Raw genomic sequence first — 16,802 nt, 5'->3', positions numbered from 1 at the left:
AGATCACCCTGTCCTTAAGCTATATCAAACTGGACGCAGCTCTGCTCTGTTAAAGCCTGCGCCACTTGACAATTGTCATGTTGCGGTACGCGACGCTGCCTTACGCTTGATCCAAAGCCAGTAATCCGGGGAGCCCGCAACATGGACTACGAGCGATTTTTTACCCAGAGCCTTGATGACCTTCGGGACGAAGGCAACTATCGCGTCTTCATCGATTTGCAACGCCGCTGCGGGTCTTTCCCGAATGCGCGCCAAACCGATGGGCCGGTCCAGCGGGACGTTCGGATCTGGTGTTCGAACGACTATCTTGGAATGGGCCAGCACCCGGCGGTGATTTCGGCAATGCACGATGCCCTGGACCGCTGCGGCGCGGGCGCGGGTGGGACACGGAACATATCCGGCACCACCCATGATCATGTGCTGCTTGAGGCCGAACTGGCCGATCTGCACGGCAAGGAAGCCGCGTTACTATTTACCTCGGGCTATGTGTCAAACTGGGCCGCGCTGGGGACTCTGGCCGCGAAAATCCCCGGACTGATCGTGTTTTCGGACGCGCTGAACCACGCTTCGATGATAGAAGGCATCCGCCATTCACGGGCGCAAAAGGTGATCTGGAAACATAACGATCTGGAGGATCTCGAGGCGAAACTGGCCGCCGCTGACCCGGATGCGCCAAAGATGATTGCCTTTGAGTCGGTGTATTCGATGGATGGCGACATCGCCCCGATCAAAGAGATTTGCGATCTGGCCGACAAATACGGCGCGATGACCTATCTGGACGAGGTGCACGCCGTTGGTTTGTACGGTCCGCGCGGCGGCGGAATAGCTGAACGCGAAGGCCTGATGGATCGCCTGACCGTGATCGAAGGGACGCTGGGCAAAGCCTTTGGTGTGGTCGGCGGATACATTGCGGCCTCAGCCGCGCTGTGCGATTTCGTGCGCAGTTTTGCCAGCGGGTTCATCTTTACAACCGCTTTGCCCCCGTCGATTGCCGCCGGGGCTGCCGCCTCGATCCGGCATTTGAAACAGTCGAATGCCGAACGTGACCTGCAAAAGGCCCGCGTGGCGCAGGTCCGCGCGCGGCTGGATGCCGAGGGCATTCCACATCTTCCCAACCCCAGCCACATCATCCCGGTGATGGTGGGCGACCCTGTGAAGTGCAAGTTCATCTCGGACACGCTGCTGGAGGAGTTTGGCATCTATATCCAACCGATCAACTATCCCACAGTCCCGAAAGGAACCGAACGTCTGCGGATCACGCCGTCACCGGTTCATACCGATGAAGATATCGACCATCTGGTGGGGGCGTTGTCGGCCCTGTGGCAACGCTGTCAGATCGCGAGGATGCCGATGGCAGCCCAATAAACAAAGCCTCCCTTTGCTTTGCAGACTGCCGTCCCTGTCGGGGGCGGCTTTTTTCAGATCAGGTAGAGGCCGAAGATCAGTACCGAGAAGATGGTCAGAACCATGGTGAACCCCCGCAACCAGTTTGGGCTGTGGGCCAGGTCCAGGTATCGCGCCAGAATCACGCGCGCCTTGATCAGGGCAAGGGTCAGAACAGCGGCGGCCAACACCTTTGGGCTGTGCAGCAGGGTCAGCAGCGCCGACGCAAGGCTGAGCGCCAGCAGGACAAGCCAGGCGCGTGTGAGCGGGTCAGGACGCCTCCGGCGGGAGTATTTGGGAAAAGATGAAGGGGCGAGCATGGCGATTATCCCAGCAGGTAGATCACGGGGAACAGCATGATCCAGACCAGATCGACCATGTGCCAGAACTGTGCCCCCGCCTCGATGTTGTTTGGATCATCGCGCCAGGCGACCAGCAGCAGAATTGCGACCCCCGCCAGGACATGGGCGGCGTGAAAGCCGGTCAGCAGATAGTAGAACAGGAAGAACGGGTGGGTTTCATAGGTGATACCCTGCGCGGCCTTGCCGGTGTATTCCACGCCTTTGATGATCAGGAACACGATCCCCAGCGCCGCGGCCCCGGTCAGGGCAAGCCGGGATTTGAGGCGGCGTTCGGCGCGGCGCCAGCGCAACGCTAGCGCGGCAAGATAGCCTGAGGTCACAAGGACCACGGTATTGAAGGCCGCGCCAGTGCGATAGAGATGCGATTGCGCCTCGGCAAAGCCTGCCGGGTCGGTCAGGCGCACGCCCATGAAGGCAATCAGGCCCGCGCCGAAGACCAGCAGTTCCGAGATAATCAGCACCCACATCAGCAACTCGCCCGGAAGCTCGTCGATCAGAGAGGCGTCGCTCATGCGCCGACCAGTTGGCGGTAGATCTGCGGCAGCGCCATGGTCAGGCGGTGCGGATCGGGGATCACAGCGAAACCACCCTGTCCGAACATGCGTGGGAACCAGCTTTTGCCGGTTTTGTCGATGGTGACGCCAAAGACCGAATGCCCGGCCCGGCGCGCCTCGCGCACGGCCATACAGGTGTCTTCGATCCCGTGGCGGCCTTCGTAATGGTCCAGATCGTTGGGTTTTCCATCGGTGATGACCAGCAGCAGGCGGCGTTTGCGCGACTGCGCCGCCAGATCGGCAGAGCAATGGCGGATCGCAGCGCCCAGCCTGGTGTAGTGGCCCGGGCGCAGAGACGCGATGCGCTGTTCGACCTTGGTGCCCATCGGCTCATCAAATCGTTTGCAGCGCTGGACGTAGACTCGCTGGCGTTTCAGCGAACTGAAGGCGTGGATGGCGAAATCGTCGCCGCAGGCATTCAGGCCCCAGGCGAGCGCGGCCAGTGCTTCACGCTCGATGTCGATCACGGCGCGGCCAGTGACGGCGCTTTCAGTGGATCGGCTGACATCCAGCAGGATGGACACTGCCAGATCGCGTGCCTCGGGGCGGGATTGCATCCAGACACGTTCGTTGCCTTCGCCACTGGCGTGGCGGTCCGCTTGCGCGCGCACGGCGGCTTCGATGTCCAGCTGATCGCCGTCCAGATGGCCGCGCGTCATCACGCGACCGGGGCGCAGCGCCTCGAACTGGCGTTTGACGGCGCGGATGCGGTGGGCGGTGGCGGGGTCTTTGCCAAACTCGGCGGCATCCTCGCGAATATCGGCATCCGAGAGCAGGACGTTAACGTGATCCGGCAGATACTGGCCGGTGCGTACATCCCATTCAGGGTACAGGATACGGCCCGACAGACGCTCGCGATTCACATCCTCCGGAGCCAAATCCAGATGCAGTTTCAACCGCGTTGGCGGTGCTTTGGAGATCTGACCCAGCCCGATCTCTTCCTGATCGTCGGCGGCCTTTTTGGCGTTGTCGGGGTCGTCATCGTCGATGCGCCGGTTGATGTTCAGGAACTCGGCCCAGCTGAGGATGGCCTCGAACTTGTGCAGGATGAAGCTGTCGCTACGGCTCGCCTGATCGGATTTGCGGCGGCGGGCGCGGTGGGTCTTTTCGCCCGATTCCTCGGGCGGGCCTTCGGTTTCGGGGTTTTCGACTTCGTTATGTTCGGAAAAACCTACGGCGCGCAGTTCCGGCCATAGGGGCACCGGGCGGAACGACTGGTAACCGCGCGGGGCGGTCAGATCGGCGTCCAGCGCCAGCAATTCCTTGGCCCTGTCGGACAGGGGCGCGGGATCGCCCAGCATGTTGCGGATCAGGTCTTCGACTGCGGCTTCAACAGGCGGCAGGTCGGGGACGTCGCGGTGATGCAGCAGACCTTTGCAAAGCTCGACGTATAGCGGGCGCAGGCCCGGCGCGTCCTCCAGTGTCGCGTCAATCATCTGTTGTGCAGCGGTCAATGCGCGCAGATCGGCGCGCAGGGGATCTTCCTCGTCAATGCGGGTTCCGGCATGGGCCGCCGCAGCGGCCAGCCAGACATAGAGCGCGCCATTGGCCTCGCGCGCGGGGAAAACCGACAGGCTGTCGGGCAGGCGCAGAACTTCACCGTCGAATGAGGCGCGCGGCATCATCTCGGCCTCGGTCGCCAGACGGCGGCGCCAGTTCAGACGGTGGTGTGAAATTTCGGGTGAGACCGGGCGCAATTCAACGCCCGGGCTACCCCCAAGTCCCCGAAAGAGGACGGCCAGCCGCCCCGCGACCTCTGAGAGGTCGACCGCGGCTCCAACATGCACCTGGGGTGCATCGAGGCGGCTGGCAAGGGTGTGCCACAGTTTCCCGATCGTTTCTTCGGGTTCCCATGGCTCAAAATCGATCTTGACCATCGGCCGGCCTCACCCAAAGACAGCCGTGACAAGATCGAGGAGCCCGCGTTTGATGTCCTCGTCATCAGTCAGAGGTTCAATCATGGCGGCAAGGATGGCGCGGTCGGTGGACATGCCTTGCGCAATAAGCGTCGCGGCATAAACGACCAAACGGGTGGAGACGCCTTCCTCAAGATCCTGACCCTTGAGCCCGCGCAGCTTGCCGGCCAGTCGGACCAGCGGCTTGCAGCGTTCCAGCGGCAGGCCACTTTCCTGTGCGACGACCTCGGCCTCCATCTGAGGCGAGGGGAAGTCGAACTCCAGCGAAATGAACCGCTGCCGGGTCGAGGGTTTCAGGGTTTTCAGGATATTCTGATATCCCGGGTTGTATGAGGCCACCAGCATGAAGCCGGGGGCGGCTTCAAGCTCTTCGCCGGTGCGGTCGATCGGCAGGATGCGCCGGTCGTCGGTCAGCGGGTGCAACACAACGGTCACGTCCTTGCGGGCCTCGACCACTTCATCAAGGTAGCAGATCGCGCCCTCGCGCACCGCCCGGGTCAGGGGGCCATCGACCCAGACGGTCTCGCCACCTTTCAGCAGGTAGCGCCCGATCAGGTCGGCGGCGGCAAGGTCATCGTGGCAGGCCACGGTATAAAGCGGGCGGCCCAGACGAGCGGCCATATAGGCCACAAACCGGGTCTTGCCGCAACCTGTCGGACCTTTCAGCAAGACCGGCAGATCATTCTTGTAAGCAGCGCAGAACACATCGCATTCATCGCCTTGAGCGAGGTAGAAGGGGGCGTTTGCCACCCCCTCGTTCATTTTCATGGAGCCGTCCATATCCATCACTCCGCAGGGGTTTCGGCCGCGCCGGGTTCAATGATCTCTTTCCGGGGGACCCAGATCGAGTAGATGAACAGCAGCGCACCCAAGACGACCACCACACCAGAGCCAAAGCGCATCCAGTAGAAGATCGCGATCTGGTCTTGGACATCCATGAAGTAATCTCCGACCACGCGCTGCATATGGGTCTGCACGGTTCCGCCGAAGGTCAGGACAAAGGTCATGAAGACCATGCCGCTGGTCATCAGCCAGAACGAGCCCATGTTCAGCACCTGATTATACGGATCACGGTTCTTGAGGATCGGCATCGCATAGCTGAAGATCGCCAGGTTGAGGCAGACATAGGCACCATAGAAGGCCAGGTGACCGTGTGCGGCAGTGATCTGCGTGCCGTGGGTATAGTAGTTCACCCCGTGCAGCGTGTGCAGGAAGCCCCAGACACCGGCCCCAAAGAAGGCGAGCGTGGCACAGCCCAGCGACCACAGCAACGCGGCCTTGTTGGGGTGGTCCCGGCGGCCCTTCCAGACCATGACGAAGGCAAAGGCCATCATCGCGAAGAACGGGATCACTTCGAGGCTTGAGAAGATGGACCCGATCCACTGCCAGTACGCAGGCGTACCGATCCAGTAGTAGTGGTGGCCCGTCCCAAGGATGCCCGAGAACAGCGCGGCGGCGACGATGACGTATAGCCATTTTTCGACCACCTCACGGTCAACACCGGTCAGTTTCAGCATCAGGTAGGCCAGGATCGAGGCCATGATCAGCTCCCACACGCCTTCGACCCACAGGTGGACGACATACCACCAGTATTGCTTGTCCAGGGACAGGTTGCCGGGGTTGTAGAAGGCAAACAGGAACAGCAGCGCCAGACCCCACAGACCCAACAACAGGATGTTGGTAATTGCGGTTTTCTTGCCTTTCAGAACGGTCATCGACACGTTGTAAAGGAAGATCAGCGCCGCCACGACGATACCGGCCTTGACCCATTTGGGCTGTTCAAGGAACTCGCGCCCCTCTTTGCCCAGCAGCCAGTTGCCTTCGAACAGGTTGAACACATAGGTCACAACCACGCCCAGCGTACCGACCACAAGGATGATCAGCTGCAGATAGGCCAGCTTGGGCGAATGGATCTCGCGTTCGGCTTCTTCCGGGATCAGAAAGTAGGCCGCCCCGAAGAAGCCCAGGATCAACCAGACGATCAGAGAGTTGGTGTGCAGCATCCGCACGATGTTGAACGGCAGAAGCTCGCTCAGGAAGTTGGGCGACACATAGATCAGACCGGCCAGAAGGCCGCCCAGAACCTGTATCGCGAACAGGGCCATGGCTACTGCAAAGTAGGCATAGGCGATTTTTTGGGTTTCGTATTTCATTGCTCCGTTCCCTTTCTCAGCCCGCCTCGTTGGGCGGCCAGCCCTGAGCGTCGATATCGTCCGTCCAGATCAGGAAGTTGGTCAGGTCACGAAGCTCTTCGTCGCTGAGGTTGAAATTGGGCATCTGCCGACGACCGGGAATGCCGGTCGGCTGCGCCTCCATCCAGCCCTTGAGCGCCTCAAAGGCTGATTCCGGGTCGTCCAGCACGCCCCATCGGGTCATCACATTCGCAACTTCGGGCGCAAAGTAAGCGCCTTCACCCAGAATCGTGTGACAGTTGATACAGGCGTGTTTTTCCCAGACGTGCTTGCCCCGCACCACGCTTTCATCAAGCTTCGCCGCGTTTTCGGATCGCACGATATACAGGTGGGAATGGGCCGACAGGGCCAGAAAGATGAGGATGAAGAACAGGGACCCGCCATAGAAAATATTGCGGGCCATGCTCTTTGTCATGACTTCTCGCATCGCGCTCTCCTTTGCGCAGATTAGCTAGTCTGGTCACAATGGCGGTAAGGGCGCGGTGGCTCCTTAACGAAAGTCAAGACTATGGAAAGGAAGTCGGATCAGCCTGTTTTGGCGGCCTTCGGGCCGGTTAAAGCGGGCCACATGGCGACAAGATACAGCGCAAAAGCCGCGACCCAGAGACCGTCGGACAAAAGCATCGCCACCAGATACCCGGCGTTCAGTTCGGCCCCGACCCAGCGCGACAAAGCAGCCACCGCCATAAGCCCATAGGCCACAACCATCGGCGCAGGCGCAACCAGCGCCCGCCCGCTATGCCCCAGCGCGGCGCGGCTCATGACCGCAAGGGTCATGCCACCGACGCAGCCGATGCCCAGAACATGCAGGGCTGCGACCTCGTTCCCAAGACCCAGAACCGCCAGCCCCCAAAGGATCAGACCCAGCGCCAGCATGGCAAGCCCCAGATGCAGCGCCAGCAGAATCGGTTGCCGGGCCGCCCAGATCGCGCGCCAGCGGGCCATGCGCAGAATCTGCACAACGCCCAAAACCAGCGCCAACCCGCCCGCCACCGGCCCGACCCCCAGGACCAAGGCACAGAGCGGCACCAGCAAGGCAAAGGCCATTCCTGCCTTGTCGAATGCCGGGGCCGAGACCGGCCAGTTGACCTCGGGCACGCCTGCGCGCTTCATCGCGTTGCGCGTGAAGGCCGGCGTGATACGCCCGCCCAATATGGCGATCATCGCACACAGGGTCAGAAGCCCGGCCCGAAGCCCAGTTTGCAGCGTGTCGTTGGTGATCCCCATCCATTCCAGATGAGTCATCAGATCGGCCACCCAGATCAGGCTGAGCAAAACCAGAAAGACCATGTTCTGCGGTTTCGGACGTTTGATCAGCTGCGTCAGGATCTTGGCGGCCAGAATCGGTACAAAGGCCAGATCAACCACAGCCACCAGCGCCGCAGGCAGAGCCCCCGAAAACCACATCGCCATCCGACCGGCCAGCCACAGACCTGCAGCCAGGGTTATGAACCGCGCGCGCGCGTCCGGCGCGCCGGTCCAGTTCGGGACGGCGGTCAGGAAAAACCCGCCAAGCGCCGCCGTTGCATAGCCAAAGATCATCTCATGCGCGTGCCACATGGGCGGCGTCATGCCGTATTCCGGCGCCAGATAGGGCACTGTCAGCCACAGGCCCCAGACCAGACCGACAAACAGGCCATAAAGACCGGCCGACAGAAAAAATACACGGAACCCTTCACCAAAAACGCGTGTGATGATTGCGGGCATTGCTGCTCTCCTTGGTGTTTTCCAAGCCCTAGCAATGCGCTCCTGACCGCGACTTAACCAAAATCAAAAGCTGCGGAAAATATGACCCTCAGACACAGGTTTTTTAAAGTGCCTGAGGGGCCCCTTTTTCCGCTTTTGTTTACGAAATGCCGGGGCAGCGTTGACTTTCGTCAAGGATGACAAACGCGTGATGTCCCACCCTTGGACCTGCCTCACCAGCAAATGGAGAGTGATCATGTCACTTGGAATCAGCTACAACAAAACTGGCCGCGCCTTCGGGGTCGGTTTGGCGATGCTGCTGGGCAGCGTCGCCGCGCCAACCTTCGCTGAAGGCCCGACACTTAGCGACGAAGCCTTCGAGTCTTCCAAGCAACTTTACTTTGAACGCTGCGCCGGTTGCCACGGCGTGTTGCGCAAGGGTGCCACCGGTAAAAGCCTTGAACCGTTGGTGAAAACAAAGAATGCCGATGGTACCGTGACCGAATCCGGGACCCTGAAACTGGGTCAAGACCGGCTTGAAAAGATCATCGCATGGGGCACCGAGGGCGGGATGAACAACTTCTCGGACGTGATGTCCGAGGATGAGATCCGCGATATGGCGACCTATATCCAGATGGAGCCGCCCAAGCCGCCCGAGATGTCGCTTGAACAGATGATGGCGACCCGCAAGGTCTATGTCGAACCCGAAGATTACCCGACCGAGCCGCTGCATGGCCGCAACTGGGAAAACTTCTTCGTGGTCATCGAACGTGACGTGGGCAAGGTGGCCGTGATCGACGGCGACACCAAGGAAGTGCTGGCGCATATTCCGACCGGTTACGCGGTGCACGTGCTGAAAGCGTCCGAGCACCACAAACTGGAAGAGCCGGAGAACCCGGGCCGCTTCTGGTACACCATGGGCCGCGACGGCAAGATGACCAAGATCGACCTGTGGCAGAACCCGGAAAACATGCTGGTGGCCGAAGTGACCATTGGCTATGACGCCCGCGACGTGGCCGTGTCGGGTGACGGTAGATACGTGATCGGTGGGGCCTATTGGCCGCCGCATTTCGCCATCGTCGACGCCCACACGATGGAGCCGAAAAAGGTCGTCTCGACCCGTGGTTACAACGTGGACGGGGATTACGTGGAAGAGGCCCGCGTGGCCGCAATCTACACCACCCCGAACGAGCCCACATGGATCGTGGCGGTCAAGGAACTCGGTCAGTTGTGGCAGGTGGACTATACCGACCTGGACAACCTGCGGATCGACAAGATCGACAGCGCCAAGTTCCTGCATGACGGGTTCTTCGATCCAACCGGCCGTTACTTCCAGATCGCCGCAAACGCGTCGAACAAGATGGTTGTGGTCGACACCGAGACCCACAAGCTGGAAGCTCTGATCGACACCGCGCCGCTGCCGCACCCCGGCCCGGGCGCCAACTGGGATGACCCGAACTGCGGTCCTGTTGCCGGGACAACCCACCTGGGCGAAGGCACGGTCACCGTTTGGGGCAACGACCCCGAAGGCCACCCGGATCAGGCATGGCAGACCTGCTATGAGGTCGAAACCGACGGACCCGGTCTGTTCATCCGGACGCACCCGGAATCAGATTACATCTGGGCGGATCAGACCAAGCACCCCGAGCCTGAGATCCAGCAATCGGTGCAGGTCATCGACAAGGCAACCGGTGAGATCGTGAAAACGATCCAGATCACCGAAGAGGAAGGCAACGTCGCCGTCCACTTCGAGTTCAACCAGGACGGATCCGAGGTTTGGGTTTCCAAGTGGAACCGCTCGACCTCGAAAGAACCGAACGGTGAGATCGTGATCTACGACGCCAAGACGCTGGAAGAGATCGGCCGCGTGAAGGGGCTGTTTGCTCCGACCGGGAAGTTCAACGTCTACAACCGTTCGAACCACGTCACCTGACGGGTTCGTAGCCCAAATCGGAAAGGGCGGGCCCCTCGCCCGCCCTTTCTTCGTTTTCCCCATCAGCTAAACGCGCCGGCCTGACACGCCGGGCCAGTTAGAACAGCCAACGGAGCCCGGATATGACCTCCGAACCTGACAAAAAACCACCGATCTGGCGCCGGTATTTCCTGTGGGGGATGCCCGTGGCCGGTATCGCTGCGGCCTTTGCCGCTGGCATTATCTTCTGGGGCGGATTCAACACCGCCATGGAAGCGACCAACACCAAGGAATTCTGTGTCTCGTGCCACGAGATGCGCGATTTCGTCTATGAGGAATACACCGGCACGATTCACGACGTGAACCGATCCGGCGTCGGCGCGGTCTGTTCCGACTGCCACGTGCCCAAGGACTGGACCCACAAGATCATCCGCAAGATCAAGGCCTCGAAAGAGCTGTATGGCAAGATGGTCGGCACCATCAACACACGCGAAAAGTTCGAAGCCAAGCGCGTGCATCTGGCGATGAACGAATGGGAACGGATGAAGGCCACCGACTCGCGCGAGTGTCGCAACTGTCACGATTTCGAATCGATGATGCCCGAGTTCCAGAAACCCCGCGCTCGTCAGCAGCACCTGAACGCCATGACCGTTGGCCAGACCTGTATCGACTGTCACAAGGGGATCGCACATTCGGACGCCCGCGACCGGGCCGACGAAGAGTATCTGGAAGAACTCGAAGCCCCGAACCCCGCATTCATTCGCGAAATTCCGGCCGAATACCTGGCCAGCCTCGAGCGGATCGAAGCCAAGGAAGCCGCCGAAGCCGAGGCCGAAAAAGCCGCGCGTGTGGCTCAGCAAGAGGCGGTACAGGCTCAGATCGCGGCAGCGGTTGACGCGGCGGTTGCGGAAGAACGGGCCAAAGCTTCGGGCGAAGAAGCGGCTGCACCGGCCGGTGGCGGTAGCGATGTCGGCACGAATGTCGATTGGGCTGCGGTTCCAACTGCGGATATGAAGCTGTTCTATCCCGGTCAGGCCTCGTTCGAATGGGTCCAGAACGGCAGATCTCACGGCGGCGCACGGCCTCTGACCAAAGGTGGGGACAAATGCACCACCTGTCACGCCGCCGAACTGGATGCGATCGGCAACAAGATCGTGGCTGGTGGCGAGCTTGAACCAACGCCGATCGCCGGTAAACGCGGTGTGATCGACGCAACCGTTCAGGCAGCGCATGATGATGAAAACCTCTACATCCGCCTGCAATGGCCGGATGCAGGTCACAACCCGGCGCCGTTTGTCGACGGTGGCAAGATGGACCCCGACAACCAGATCAAGGTTGCCATGATGATCACCGGCACCGGGATCGAGTTGGGTGATCAGGTGGGTTGCTGGGCCTCGTGCCACGCCGACAACAGCTATATGCCCTTTGATCCGGGTGCCGAGGCGATTGCCGCCAACGGGGATGTCTCGGGTCGTCTGACCGCACAGGACACGGTAACCAAATACATCAGCGAAAGCCGGACCGAGGTCGAAATCAAAGGCCGTCGCGGCAAGGCGCTGGGTGGTTGGGACAAACTGCAAGCGGCTGAGCAGATCGAGCAATATCTGGCAGACGGCACCTATCTGGACCTGATGCGGGTTTATGCGGACGGCAGCGCCACCAACGGCTACCTGCTGGAACAGCGCGTGGTCAATGACGGTGACATCGCCGCCTCGGCCAGCCTCGACGCTGGTATGTGGACCGTGGTCTTCACCCGTCCGCTGAACTCGGGCGCAGCCGGTGATGTGCCGCTTGAGGCCGGGCAGACCTATACCGTCGGCTTTGCCATCCATGATGACTTTGCCGCCGCACGGTTCCACCACGTGACGCTGGATACCAGCCTGGCGCTGGACGACGACAGCGCCTTCATCAACGTGGTCAAACAATAATGGACAGGGGCCGGATAATCCGGCCCCTTCCGCTTAGAAGAGGAGATTTGGACGATGAAACCCCAACACCTTCTTCCCGCGCTGCTGCTTCTGGCTGCGCCCGCCTGGGCCGATGACACTGCCGAACTGTGTGCCGAGGCCGAAAACCGCTATGTCGAACTGTTCGGTCAACCCTCTTCCGCTGTCGAGGATGCCGAGGTGGTGCTGATGTATAAATACACGTTCTGCCCGGTCGAGTTGACGGTCAAGGCAGGCACAACGGTGCGCTGGGTGAATGTGGACAAAAGGACCAGCCACTCCGTTTTGCTCAAAGACGGCAGCGCGCCCGAAAGCGACCGGTTGTTCCCTGAGGAATCGGTTGATCTGACCTTCCTCACCCCCGGTCCGCAGGACTATCTGTGCGGCCCGCATTGGGAGACGCAGAACATGATCGGAATGATCACCGTCGAACCCTAAGGCAGGACTACAGGCAAGAGAAAGGAGCGCGGGCGCAAATCCCGCGCTCCTTAACTTTAGTCAAGGAGGTTCTTTTTTGGTTGCGGCAGTCTTGGCGCATGACACGCCCGGCTGACCCAGCAACGTCACCAGATCGCGCAGGAAAACCTGGGTTCCGAAGACATTCAGACCAAGCGAGTTTGCACATGAGCGGTAAGGTTTTTCTGATTGGCGCAGGCCCCGGCGACCCCGAACTGATGACCCTGCGTGCGCTGCGGATGCTGCAAGAGGCAGATGTGGTGGTTTATGACCGTCTGGTCTCGGCCGATATCCTCGATTTGCACGCTTTTGGTGCGCGGCTGATCCCGGTCGGCAAAGCGCCCAAATGCCATACGGTGCCGCAGGACCGTATCAATGAAATCCTGGTTCACGAAGCCCGCGCGGGCCACACGGTTGCACGGCTGAAAGGCGGCGACCCGATGATTTTCGGGCGCGGCTCGGAAGAGGCCGCCTATCTGATGGCCCATGGCATCGCGGTGGAATACGCGCCCGGCATCACGGCGGCACAGGGGGCGTCCTGTTCCACCGGTGTGCCGCTGACCCATCGCGGGCTGGCGACCTCGGTGCAATATGTCACCGGGCACCGGCAGGCCGACAAGGTGCTGGATCTGGATTGGAAACGTCTGGCCGACCCCGAGACAACGCTGGTTGTCTATATGGGCGTGGCCAATATCGGCCAGATCGCCATGGGGCTGATGACCGAGAATCTGCCCGGATCAACCCCGGTTCTGGCCGTTGGCAAAGCGACCCTGCCCGATGAACGCCGCCTTGTATCCCGGCTGGATCGGCTGGCCGCAGATGTGCGCGAGGCCGGGCTGCAAGCCCCCACGCTGTTCATCATCGGCAAGGTGGTCTCGCTTTACGCCGAACGCCCCGTGGCCGAATTACTGGAGCAGGCCCATGGCTAAGCTTGGACGCAGAAACGTTGCGCCCGGTGGCACCGCAGGGCAGCGCCCGAGCGCCCCCCCGGGCGGGCGCTTCTCGCCCACCCGCGGCAGGTCGCTGCCTTCAGTTCTACTTACATCTGCCGTGCTTGTGGCCACCACAGCATTCGCTGCTGACACGCTCGACCCGAACGCTCTGAAACGCCTTGTCCATCAGGATTGCGGTTCCTGCCACGGGCTGTCGCTGAAGGGCGGCCTTGGCCCGGATCTGCGTTCGGAAACGCTGGACCACTACGACCCTGAGGTCCTGACCGGTGTGATCCTCGACGGCATCCCCGACACTGCGATGCCCCCCTGGCGGCCCCTGATCAGCGAAGAAGAGGCCGAATGGATCGCCCGCTATCTGCTGGAACAGGAGGAATAATGAGACATTTGATCCTGACCCTCGCCGCCACCCTCATGATGACCACCGCGCAGGCGGAACCCACCGCAACCGGAGATCTAGGGTTGGTGATCGAACGCGCCAAAGGCTCGGTCCTGTTGGTGGATCAGTCCGACCGCGCGGCGCTGGCGCGGATCGAAGGGCTGGGCGATCTGTCCCATGCCTCTCTGGTTTATTCGCCCGATGAACGGTTTGCCTATGTGTTCGGGCGCGACGGCGGATTGACCAAAGTCGATATCGTCACTCGCCAGATTGCAAACCGTGTCGTGCAGGCCGGAAATGCCATTGGCGGCGCGATCTCGGACGATGGTAAGCTGGTCGCCGTGTCGAATTATGAACCCGGCGGCGTGCGCGTGTTCGATGCCGAGACGCTTGAGATGGTCGCCGACATTCCCACGGGCGGCAAAACCATCGGTCTGGTCGATGCGCCGGGCCGCCGGTTCGTGTTCACCATGTGGGACACGGGCGAAACCTGGATTGCCGATTTTGCCAAGGGCAACCCCGCGATCACCAAAATCCCCGAGATGGGCAAGAACCCCTATGACGCGCTGATCACCGCCAATGGCCGCACCTATATCACCGGCCTGTTTGGCGAGGACGGCCTGACCGCGCTGGATCTGTGGGCCGATAGCCCCGAGCCAATTCGCGTGCTGCCCGACTATGGGCGCGGGCAAGAGGAAATGCCGGTTTACAAAATGCCCCATCTGGAAGGCTGGGCCCTGACCGGGCGCGAGTTCGTTTTGCCTGCGGTCGGCCATCACGAGGTTCTGTGGATCGACGCCGACACCCTGACCGAAACCGGGCGCACCAAAACCCACGGCCAGCCGGTCTTTGCCATGGCGCGGCCTGACGGGCGGCAGGTTTGGGTGAACTTCGCCCACCCGCTGAACGACACCATTCAGGTGATCGATTCCGTGACCAAAGAGATCGTCCACGAATTCAAACCCGGCCCGGCGGTGCTGCATATGGAGTTCACACCGCGCGGGCACGAAGTCTGGCTTAGCGTGCGCGATGCGGGCAAGGTCATGGTCTATGACACGCAAACGTTTGAAAAACTGCGGGAAATCGAGGCCGACAGTCCATCCGGCATCTTCTTCACCGCCCGCGCGCACAGAACGGGGCTGTAAGCGATGCAACATATCACCGATCCGATTGATTGCCGCCTGCTGGACGATTTCCAGCGCGATTTTCCCATCACCGAACGCCCGTTTCAGGTTCTGGCCGACGCTCTGGGGCTCGACGAGGCCGAAGTGCTCGACCGTCTGGCGCGGATGCGCAAGACCGGGCGCATCACGCGGGTTGGCGCAACCATTGCGCCGGGCGCGGTTTCGGCCAGCACCCTGGCCGCCGTAGCCGCGCCCGAGGAACGTCTGGAAGACATTGCCGCCCTGATCGACGCGGAACCCGGCGTGAACCACAATTACCAGCGCGAGGATGACTGGAACCTGTGGTTCGTGGCCACCGGCCCGGACCGGGCGCATGTCAACGACACTCTGGCCCGGATCAGCAACCAAACCGGATTGCGGGTTCTGGACCTGCGTCTGGTGCGGCCCTTCAACGTCGATCTTGGGTTCCGCATGTCCGGCAAAACCCGCAATGTTCCCGGCCCGCGAAAAGTGGATCGCGCGGCCATGCGCGACGGGGACCGCCCCTTGTTGCAGGCGCTTAGCTCTGGCCTGTCGCTGGTCGCGGAACCCTACGCCGCGCTGGCCCGGAGCCTGAACCGCGATATGGGCGAGGTGATGGACCGGATTGAGGCCCTGCACGGCGCCGGAATTATCTCGCGCCTTGGGGTCATCGTGCGGCATAGGGCGCTGGGATGGTCCGCCAACGCGATGGTGGTCTGGGATATGCCGGCCGAGCAGGTCAGCACCGCAGGCCCGGCGCTGGCAGCGCATCCCGGTGTCACGCTGTGTTACGAGCGTAACCCGGTCGAGGATGTCTGGCCCTATCGCCTCTATTCCATGATCCACGCGCGCTCGCGCCCAGAAGCAATGGAGGTCTTGGCAGGGGCCGCCGCCCTGCCGGAACTATTTGGTGCGCAACGCAAAGTGCTGTTCTCGACCCGCTGCTTCAAACAGACCGGCGCATTGATCCAACCGAAAGAGGCCGCCGCATGACGCTGGACGAAACAGACCGCGCAATCCTGAACAGGATGCAGGACGACCTGCCGTTGACCTCGCACCCCTATGCCACCGTCGCCGACGAATTGGGGATTGCAGAAAGCGATCTGCTGTCCCGCCTGTCGCGGATGAAAGAAGACCGCATCATCACCCGCTTTGGCCCCTTCTTCGACGCGGCTGCCATGGGTGGCGCGTTCTGCCTGTGCGCGATGGCGGTCCCGCCCAAGGATTTCGAAACCGTCCTGACCAAAGTCAATGCACACCCTGAGGTGGCGCATAATTATGAACGCACGCACCGGCTGAACATGTGGTTCGTGCTGGCCACCGAAACGCCCGAGGGGATTGGGGCCGTCGCCGAAGCGATTGAACGGGAAACCGGGATCGAAGTTCTCCGTTTCCCCAAATTGCAGGAATTCTTCATCGGCTTCCGGGTGGCGGCATGATCGACGCATCAGACAGAGAGATTATCGAAGCGCTGCAAGGCGGGTTGCCTCTTGTGTCCGCGCCTTATGCGCAGGTCGCGGCAGATCTTGGCATCGACGAGAACGCCTTGTTGGCCCGCCTTGCCGACATGAAATCGCGCGGTGTGATCCGCCGTATCGCTGCCGCTCCGAACCACTACAAGCTGGGAATGACATCGAACGGCATGACCGTCTGGGATGTTGACGACGGCTGTATCGCTGAACTGGGCGCTCATATCGGCGCGTTGCCCTTTGTCACCCATTGCTACGAACGCCCGCGCGCCCTGCCGGGCTGGCCTTATAACCTGTTTGCCATGGTCCACGGCGCCGACCGGGACGAGGTCGAGGAAAAGCGCGCGCAGATCGCCGCGATTCTGGGTGATGCCTGCCGGGCCAAAGACATACTCTATTCCACGCGCATCCTGAAAAAAACCGGACTGCGCCTGAAAAAGAAAGGCTGAGAC

General features: G+C 61.3%; 17 protein-coding genes. 10 read left to right on the top strand and 7 right to left on the bottom strand.

Annotation, left to right across the window (positions count from 1 at the left end; translation table 11 throughout):
* The first annotated feature begins 141 nt into the window (after positions 1-141).
* On the top strand, positions 142-1,365 hold the full coding sequence (gene hemA / locus ACR0AC_RS11685) for a 5-aminolevulinate synthase (protein ID WP_480584356.1): 1,224 nt from the start codon (positions 142-144) through the stop codon (positions 1,363-1,365).
* A gap of 53 nt (positions 1,366-1,418) precedes the next feature.
* Here hemA and ACR0AC_RS11680 read toward each other — a convergent pair whose 3' ends face one another.
* From ACR0AC_RS11680 to ACR0AC_RS11650, 7 genes are all read right to left on the bottom strand, one after another.
* On the bottom strand, positions 1,419-1,703 hold the full coding sequence (locus ACR0AC_RS11680) for a cytochrome C oxidase subunit IV family protein (protein WP_480873518.1): 285 nt from the start codon (positions 1,701-1,703) through the stop codon (positions 1,419-1,421).
* Between the two features lie 5 nt (positions 1,704-1,708).
* Positions 1,709-2,257 carry a cytochrome c oxidase subunit 3 gene (locus ACR0AC_RS11675; RefSeq protein WP_170622461.1) on the bottom strand — a complete coding sequence of 183 codons (549 nt, stop codon included), beginning with the start codon at positions 2,255-2,257 and terminating at the stop codon, positions 1,709-1,711.
* On the bottom strand, positions 2,254-4,176 hold the full coding sequence (locus ACR0AC_RS11670; RefSeq protein ID WP_480873515.1) for a nitric oxide reductase activation protein NorD: 1,923 nt from the start codon (positions 4,174-4,176) through the stop codon (positions 2,254-2,256). The genes ACR0AC_RS11675 and ACR0AC_RS11670 overlap by 4 nt, the downstream gene beginning before the upstream one ends.
* Positions 4,177-4,185: 9 nt before the next feature.
* The gene (locus tag ACR0AC_RS11665; protein WP_480873513.1) at positions 4,186-4,995 is read right to left on the bottom strand and encodes an AAA family ATPase; all 810 of its coding nucleotides are present in this window, start codon (positions 4,993-4,995) and stop codon (positions 4,186-4,188) included.
* A gap of 5 nt (positions 4,996-5,000) precedes the next feature.
* A complete protein-coding gene (locus ACR0AC_RS11660) occupies positions 5,001-6,368 on the bottom strand; it encodes a cbb3-type cytochrome c oxidase subunit I (protein ID WP_170630743.1) in 1,368 nt (455 codons plus the stop codon).
* A 16-nt stretch (positions 6,369-6,384) separates the two neighbouring features.
* Positions 6,385-6,834 (bottom strand): c-type cytochrome, encoded by a 450-nt coding sequence (locus ACR0AC_RS11655; protein ID WP_480873511.1) that lies wholly within the window; start codon positions 6,832-6,834, stop codon positions 6,385-6,387.
* A 98-nt stretch (positions 6,835-6,932) separates the two neighbouring features.
* Positions 6,933-8,114 carry an NnrS family protein gene (locus ACR0AC_RS11650; RefSeq protein WP_480873509.1) on the bottom strand — a complete coding sequence of 394 codons (1,182 nt, stop codon included), beginning with the start codon at positions 8,112-8,114 and terminating at the stop codon, positions 6,933-6,935.
* Positions 8,115-8,349: 235 nt separating this feature from the next.
* Between ACR0AC_RS11650 and ACR0AC_RS11645 the strand changes: the two genes are divergently transcribed.
* The 9 genes from ACR0AC_RS11645 to ahbB (ACR0AC_RS11605) all read left to right on the top strand — a co-directional run bounded on the left by ACR0AC_RS11645 (position 8,350) and on the right by ahbB (ACR0AC_RS11605) (position 16,799).
* On the top strand, positions 8,350-10,026 hold the full coding sequence (locus ACR0AC_RS11645; RefSeq protein ID WP_480873507.1) for a cytochrome D1 domain-containing protein: 1,677 nt from the start codon (positions 8,350-8,352) through the stop codon (positions 10,024-10,026).
* 122 nt (positions 10,027-10,148) lie between these two features.
* Complete coding sequence (locus tag ACR0AC_RS11640) at positions 10,149-11,933, top strand: NapC/NirT family cytochrome c (protein WP_480873505.1); 1,785 nt, start codon at positions 10,149-10,151, stop codon at positions 11,931-11,933.
* A gap of 54 nt (positions 11,934-11,987) precedes the next feature.
* Positions 11,988-12,389 carry a cupredoxin domain-containing protein gene (locus tag ACR0AC_RS11635; protein WP_480873503.1) on the top strand — a complete coding sequence of 134 codons (402 nt, stop codon included), beginning with the start codon at positions 11,988-11,990 and terminating at the stop codon, positions 12,387-12,389.
* A gap of 185 nt (positions 12,390-12,574) precedes the next feature.
* Complete coding sequence (cobA, locus tag ACR0AC_RS11630; protein WP_170622470.1) at positions 12,575-13,336, top strand: uroporphyrinogen-III C-methyltransferase; 762 nt, start codon at positions 12,575-12,577, stop codon at positions 13,334-13,336.
* Positions 13,329-13,736, top strand: coding sequence for a c-type cytochrome (locus ACR0AC_RS11625; RefSeq protein WP_480707836.1), 408 nt, complete (start codon positions 13,329-13,331; stop codon positions 13,734-13,736). The genes cobA and ACR0AC_RS11625 overlap by 8 nt, the downstream gene beginning before the upstream one ends.
* Positions 13,736-14,881: a cytochrome D1 domain-containing protein gene (locus tag ACR0AC_RS11620; RefSeq protein WP_170622471.1), complete on the top strand. Its 1,146-nt coding sequence runs from the start codon at positions 13,736-13,738 to the stop codon at positions 14,879-14,881. Before ACR0AC_RS11625 ends, ACR0AC_RS11620 begins: the two co-directional genes overlap by 1 nt.
* Positions 14,882-14,884: 3 nt before the next feature.
* Entirely contained in the window at positions 14,885-15,874 is a 990-nt protein-coding gene (gene ahbB, locus ACR0AC_RS11615; protein WP_480873500.1) for a siroheme decarboxylase subunit beta, read from the top strand.
* Positions 15,871-16,320 (top strand): Lrp/AsnC family transcriptional regulator, encoded by a 450-nt coding sequence (locus ACR0AC_RS11610; protein WP_480873499.1) that lies wholly within the window; start codon positions 15,871-15,873, stop codon positions 16,318-16,320. Before ahbB (ACR0AC_RS11615) ends, ACR0AC_RS11610 begins: the two co-directional genes overlap by 4 nt.
* Positions 16,317-16,799, top strand: coding sequence for a siroheme decarboxylase subunit beta (ahbB, locus tag ACR0AC_RS11605; protein WP_170622474.1), 483 nt, complete (start codon positions 16,317-16,319; stop codon positions 16,797-16,799). Before ACR0AC_RS11610 ends, ahbB (ACR0AC_RS11605) begins: the two co-directional genes overlap by 4 nt.
* The last annotated feature ends 3 nt before the right edge of the window (positions 16,800-16,802 follow it).

It is taken from the genome of Ruegeria sp. H7, from assembly GCF_056532945.1.
The sequence above is the reverse complement of the archived record's forward strand: the minus strand, read 5'-3'. Positions and strand labels throughout refer to the sequence as shown.

What these genes read in the sequence shown, in the direction of transcription:
- hemA (WP_480584356.1), top strand. Translation starts at nt 142, where the DNA reads ATGGACTACGAGCGATTTTTTACCCAGAGCCTTGATGACCTTCGGGAC.
- ACR0AC_RS11680 (WP_480873518.1), bottom strand. Translation starts at nt 1,703, where the DNA reads ATGCTCGCCCCTTCATCTTTTCCCAAATACTCCCGCCGGAGGCGTCCT.
- ACR0AC_RS11675 (WP_170622461.1), bottom strand. Translation starts at nt 2,257, where the DNA reads ATGAGCGACGCCTCTCTGATCGACGAGCTTCCGGGCGAGTTGCTGATG.
- ACR0AC_RS11670 (WP_480873515.1), bottom strand. Translation starts at nt 4,176, where the DNA reads ATGGTCAAGATCGATTTTGAGCCATGGGAACCCGAAGAAACGATCGGG.
- ACR0AC_RS11665 (WP_480873513.1), bottom strand. Translation starts at nt 4,995, where the DNA reads ATGGACGGCTCCATGAAAATGAACGAGGGGGTGGCAAACGCCCCCTTC.
- ACR0AC_RS11660 (WP_170630743.1), bottom strand. Translation starts at nt 6,368, where the DNA reads ATGAAATACGAAACCCAAAAAATCGCCTATGCCTACTTTGCAGTAGCC.
- ACR0AC_RS11655 (WP_480873511.1), bottom strand. Translation starts at nt 6,834, where the DNA reads ATGCGAGAAGTCATGACAAAGAGCATGGCCCGCAATATTTTCTATGGC.
- ACR0AC_RS11650 (WP_480873509.1), bottom strand. Translation starts at nt 8,114, where the DNA reads ATGCCCGCAATCATCACACGCGTTTTTGGTGAAGGGTTCCGTGTATTT.
- ACR0AC_RS11645 (WP_480873507.1), top strand. Translation starts at nt 8,350, where the DNA reads ATGTCACTTGGAATCAGCTACAACAAAACTGGCCGCGCCTTCGGGGTC.
- ACR0AC_RS11640 (WP_480873505.1), top strand. Translation starts at nt 10,149, where the DNA reads ATGACCTCCGAACCTGACAAAAAACCACCGATCTGGCGCCGGTATTTC.
- ACR0AC_RS11635 (WP_480873503.1), top strand. Translation starts at nt 11,988, where the DNA reads ATGAAACCCCAACACCTTCTTCCCGCGCTGCTGCTTCTGGCTGCGCCC.
- cobA (WP_170622470.1), top strand. Translation starts at nt 12,575, where the DNA reads ATGAGCGGTAAGGTTTTTCTGATTGGCGCAGGCCCCGGCGACCCCGAA.
- ACR0AC_RS11625 (WP_480707836.1), top strand. Translation starts at nt 13,329, where the DNA reads ATGGCTAAGCTTGGACGCAGAAACGTTGCGCCCGGTGGCACCGCAGGG.
- ACR0AC_RS11620 (WP_170622471.1), top strand. Translation starts at nt 13,736, where the DNA reads ATGAGACATTTGATCCTGACCCTCGCCGCCACCCTCATGATGACCACC.
- ahbB (WP_480873500.1), top strand. Translation starts at nt 14,885, where the DNA reads ATGCAACATATCACCGATCCGATTGATTGCCGCCTGCTGGACGATTTC.
- ACR0AC_RS11610 (WP_480873499.1), top strand. Translation starts at nt 15,871, where the DNA reads ATGACGCTGGACGAAACAGACCGCGCAATCCTGAACAGGATGCAGGAC.
- ahbB (WP_170622474.1), top strand. Translation starts at nt 16,317, where the DNA reads ATGATCGACGCATCAGACAGAGAGATTATCGAAGCGCTGCAAGGCGGG.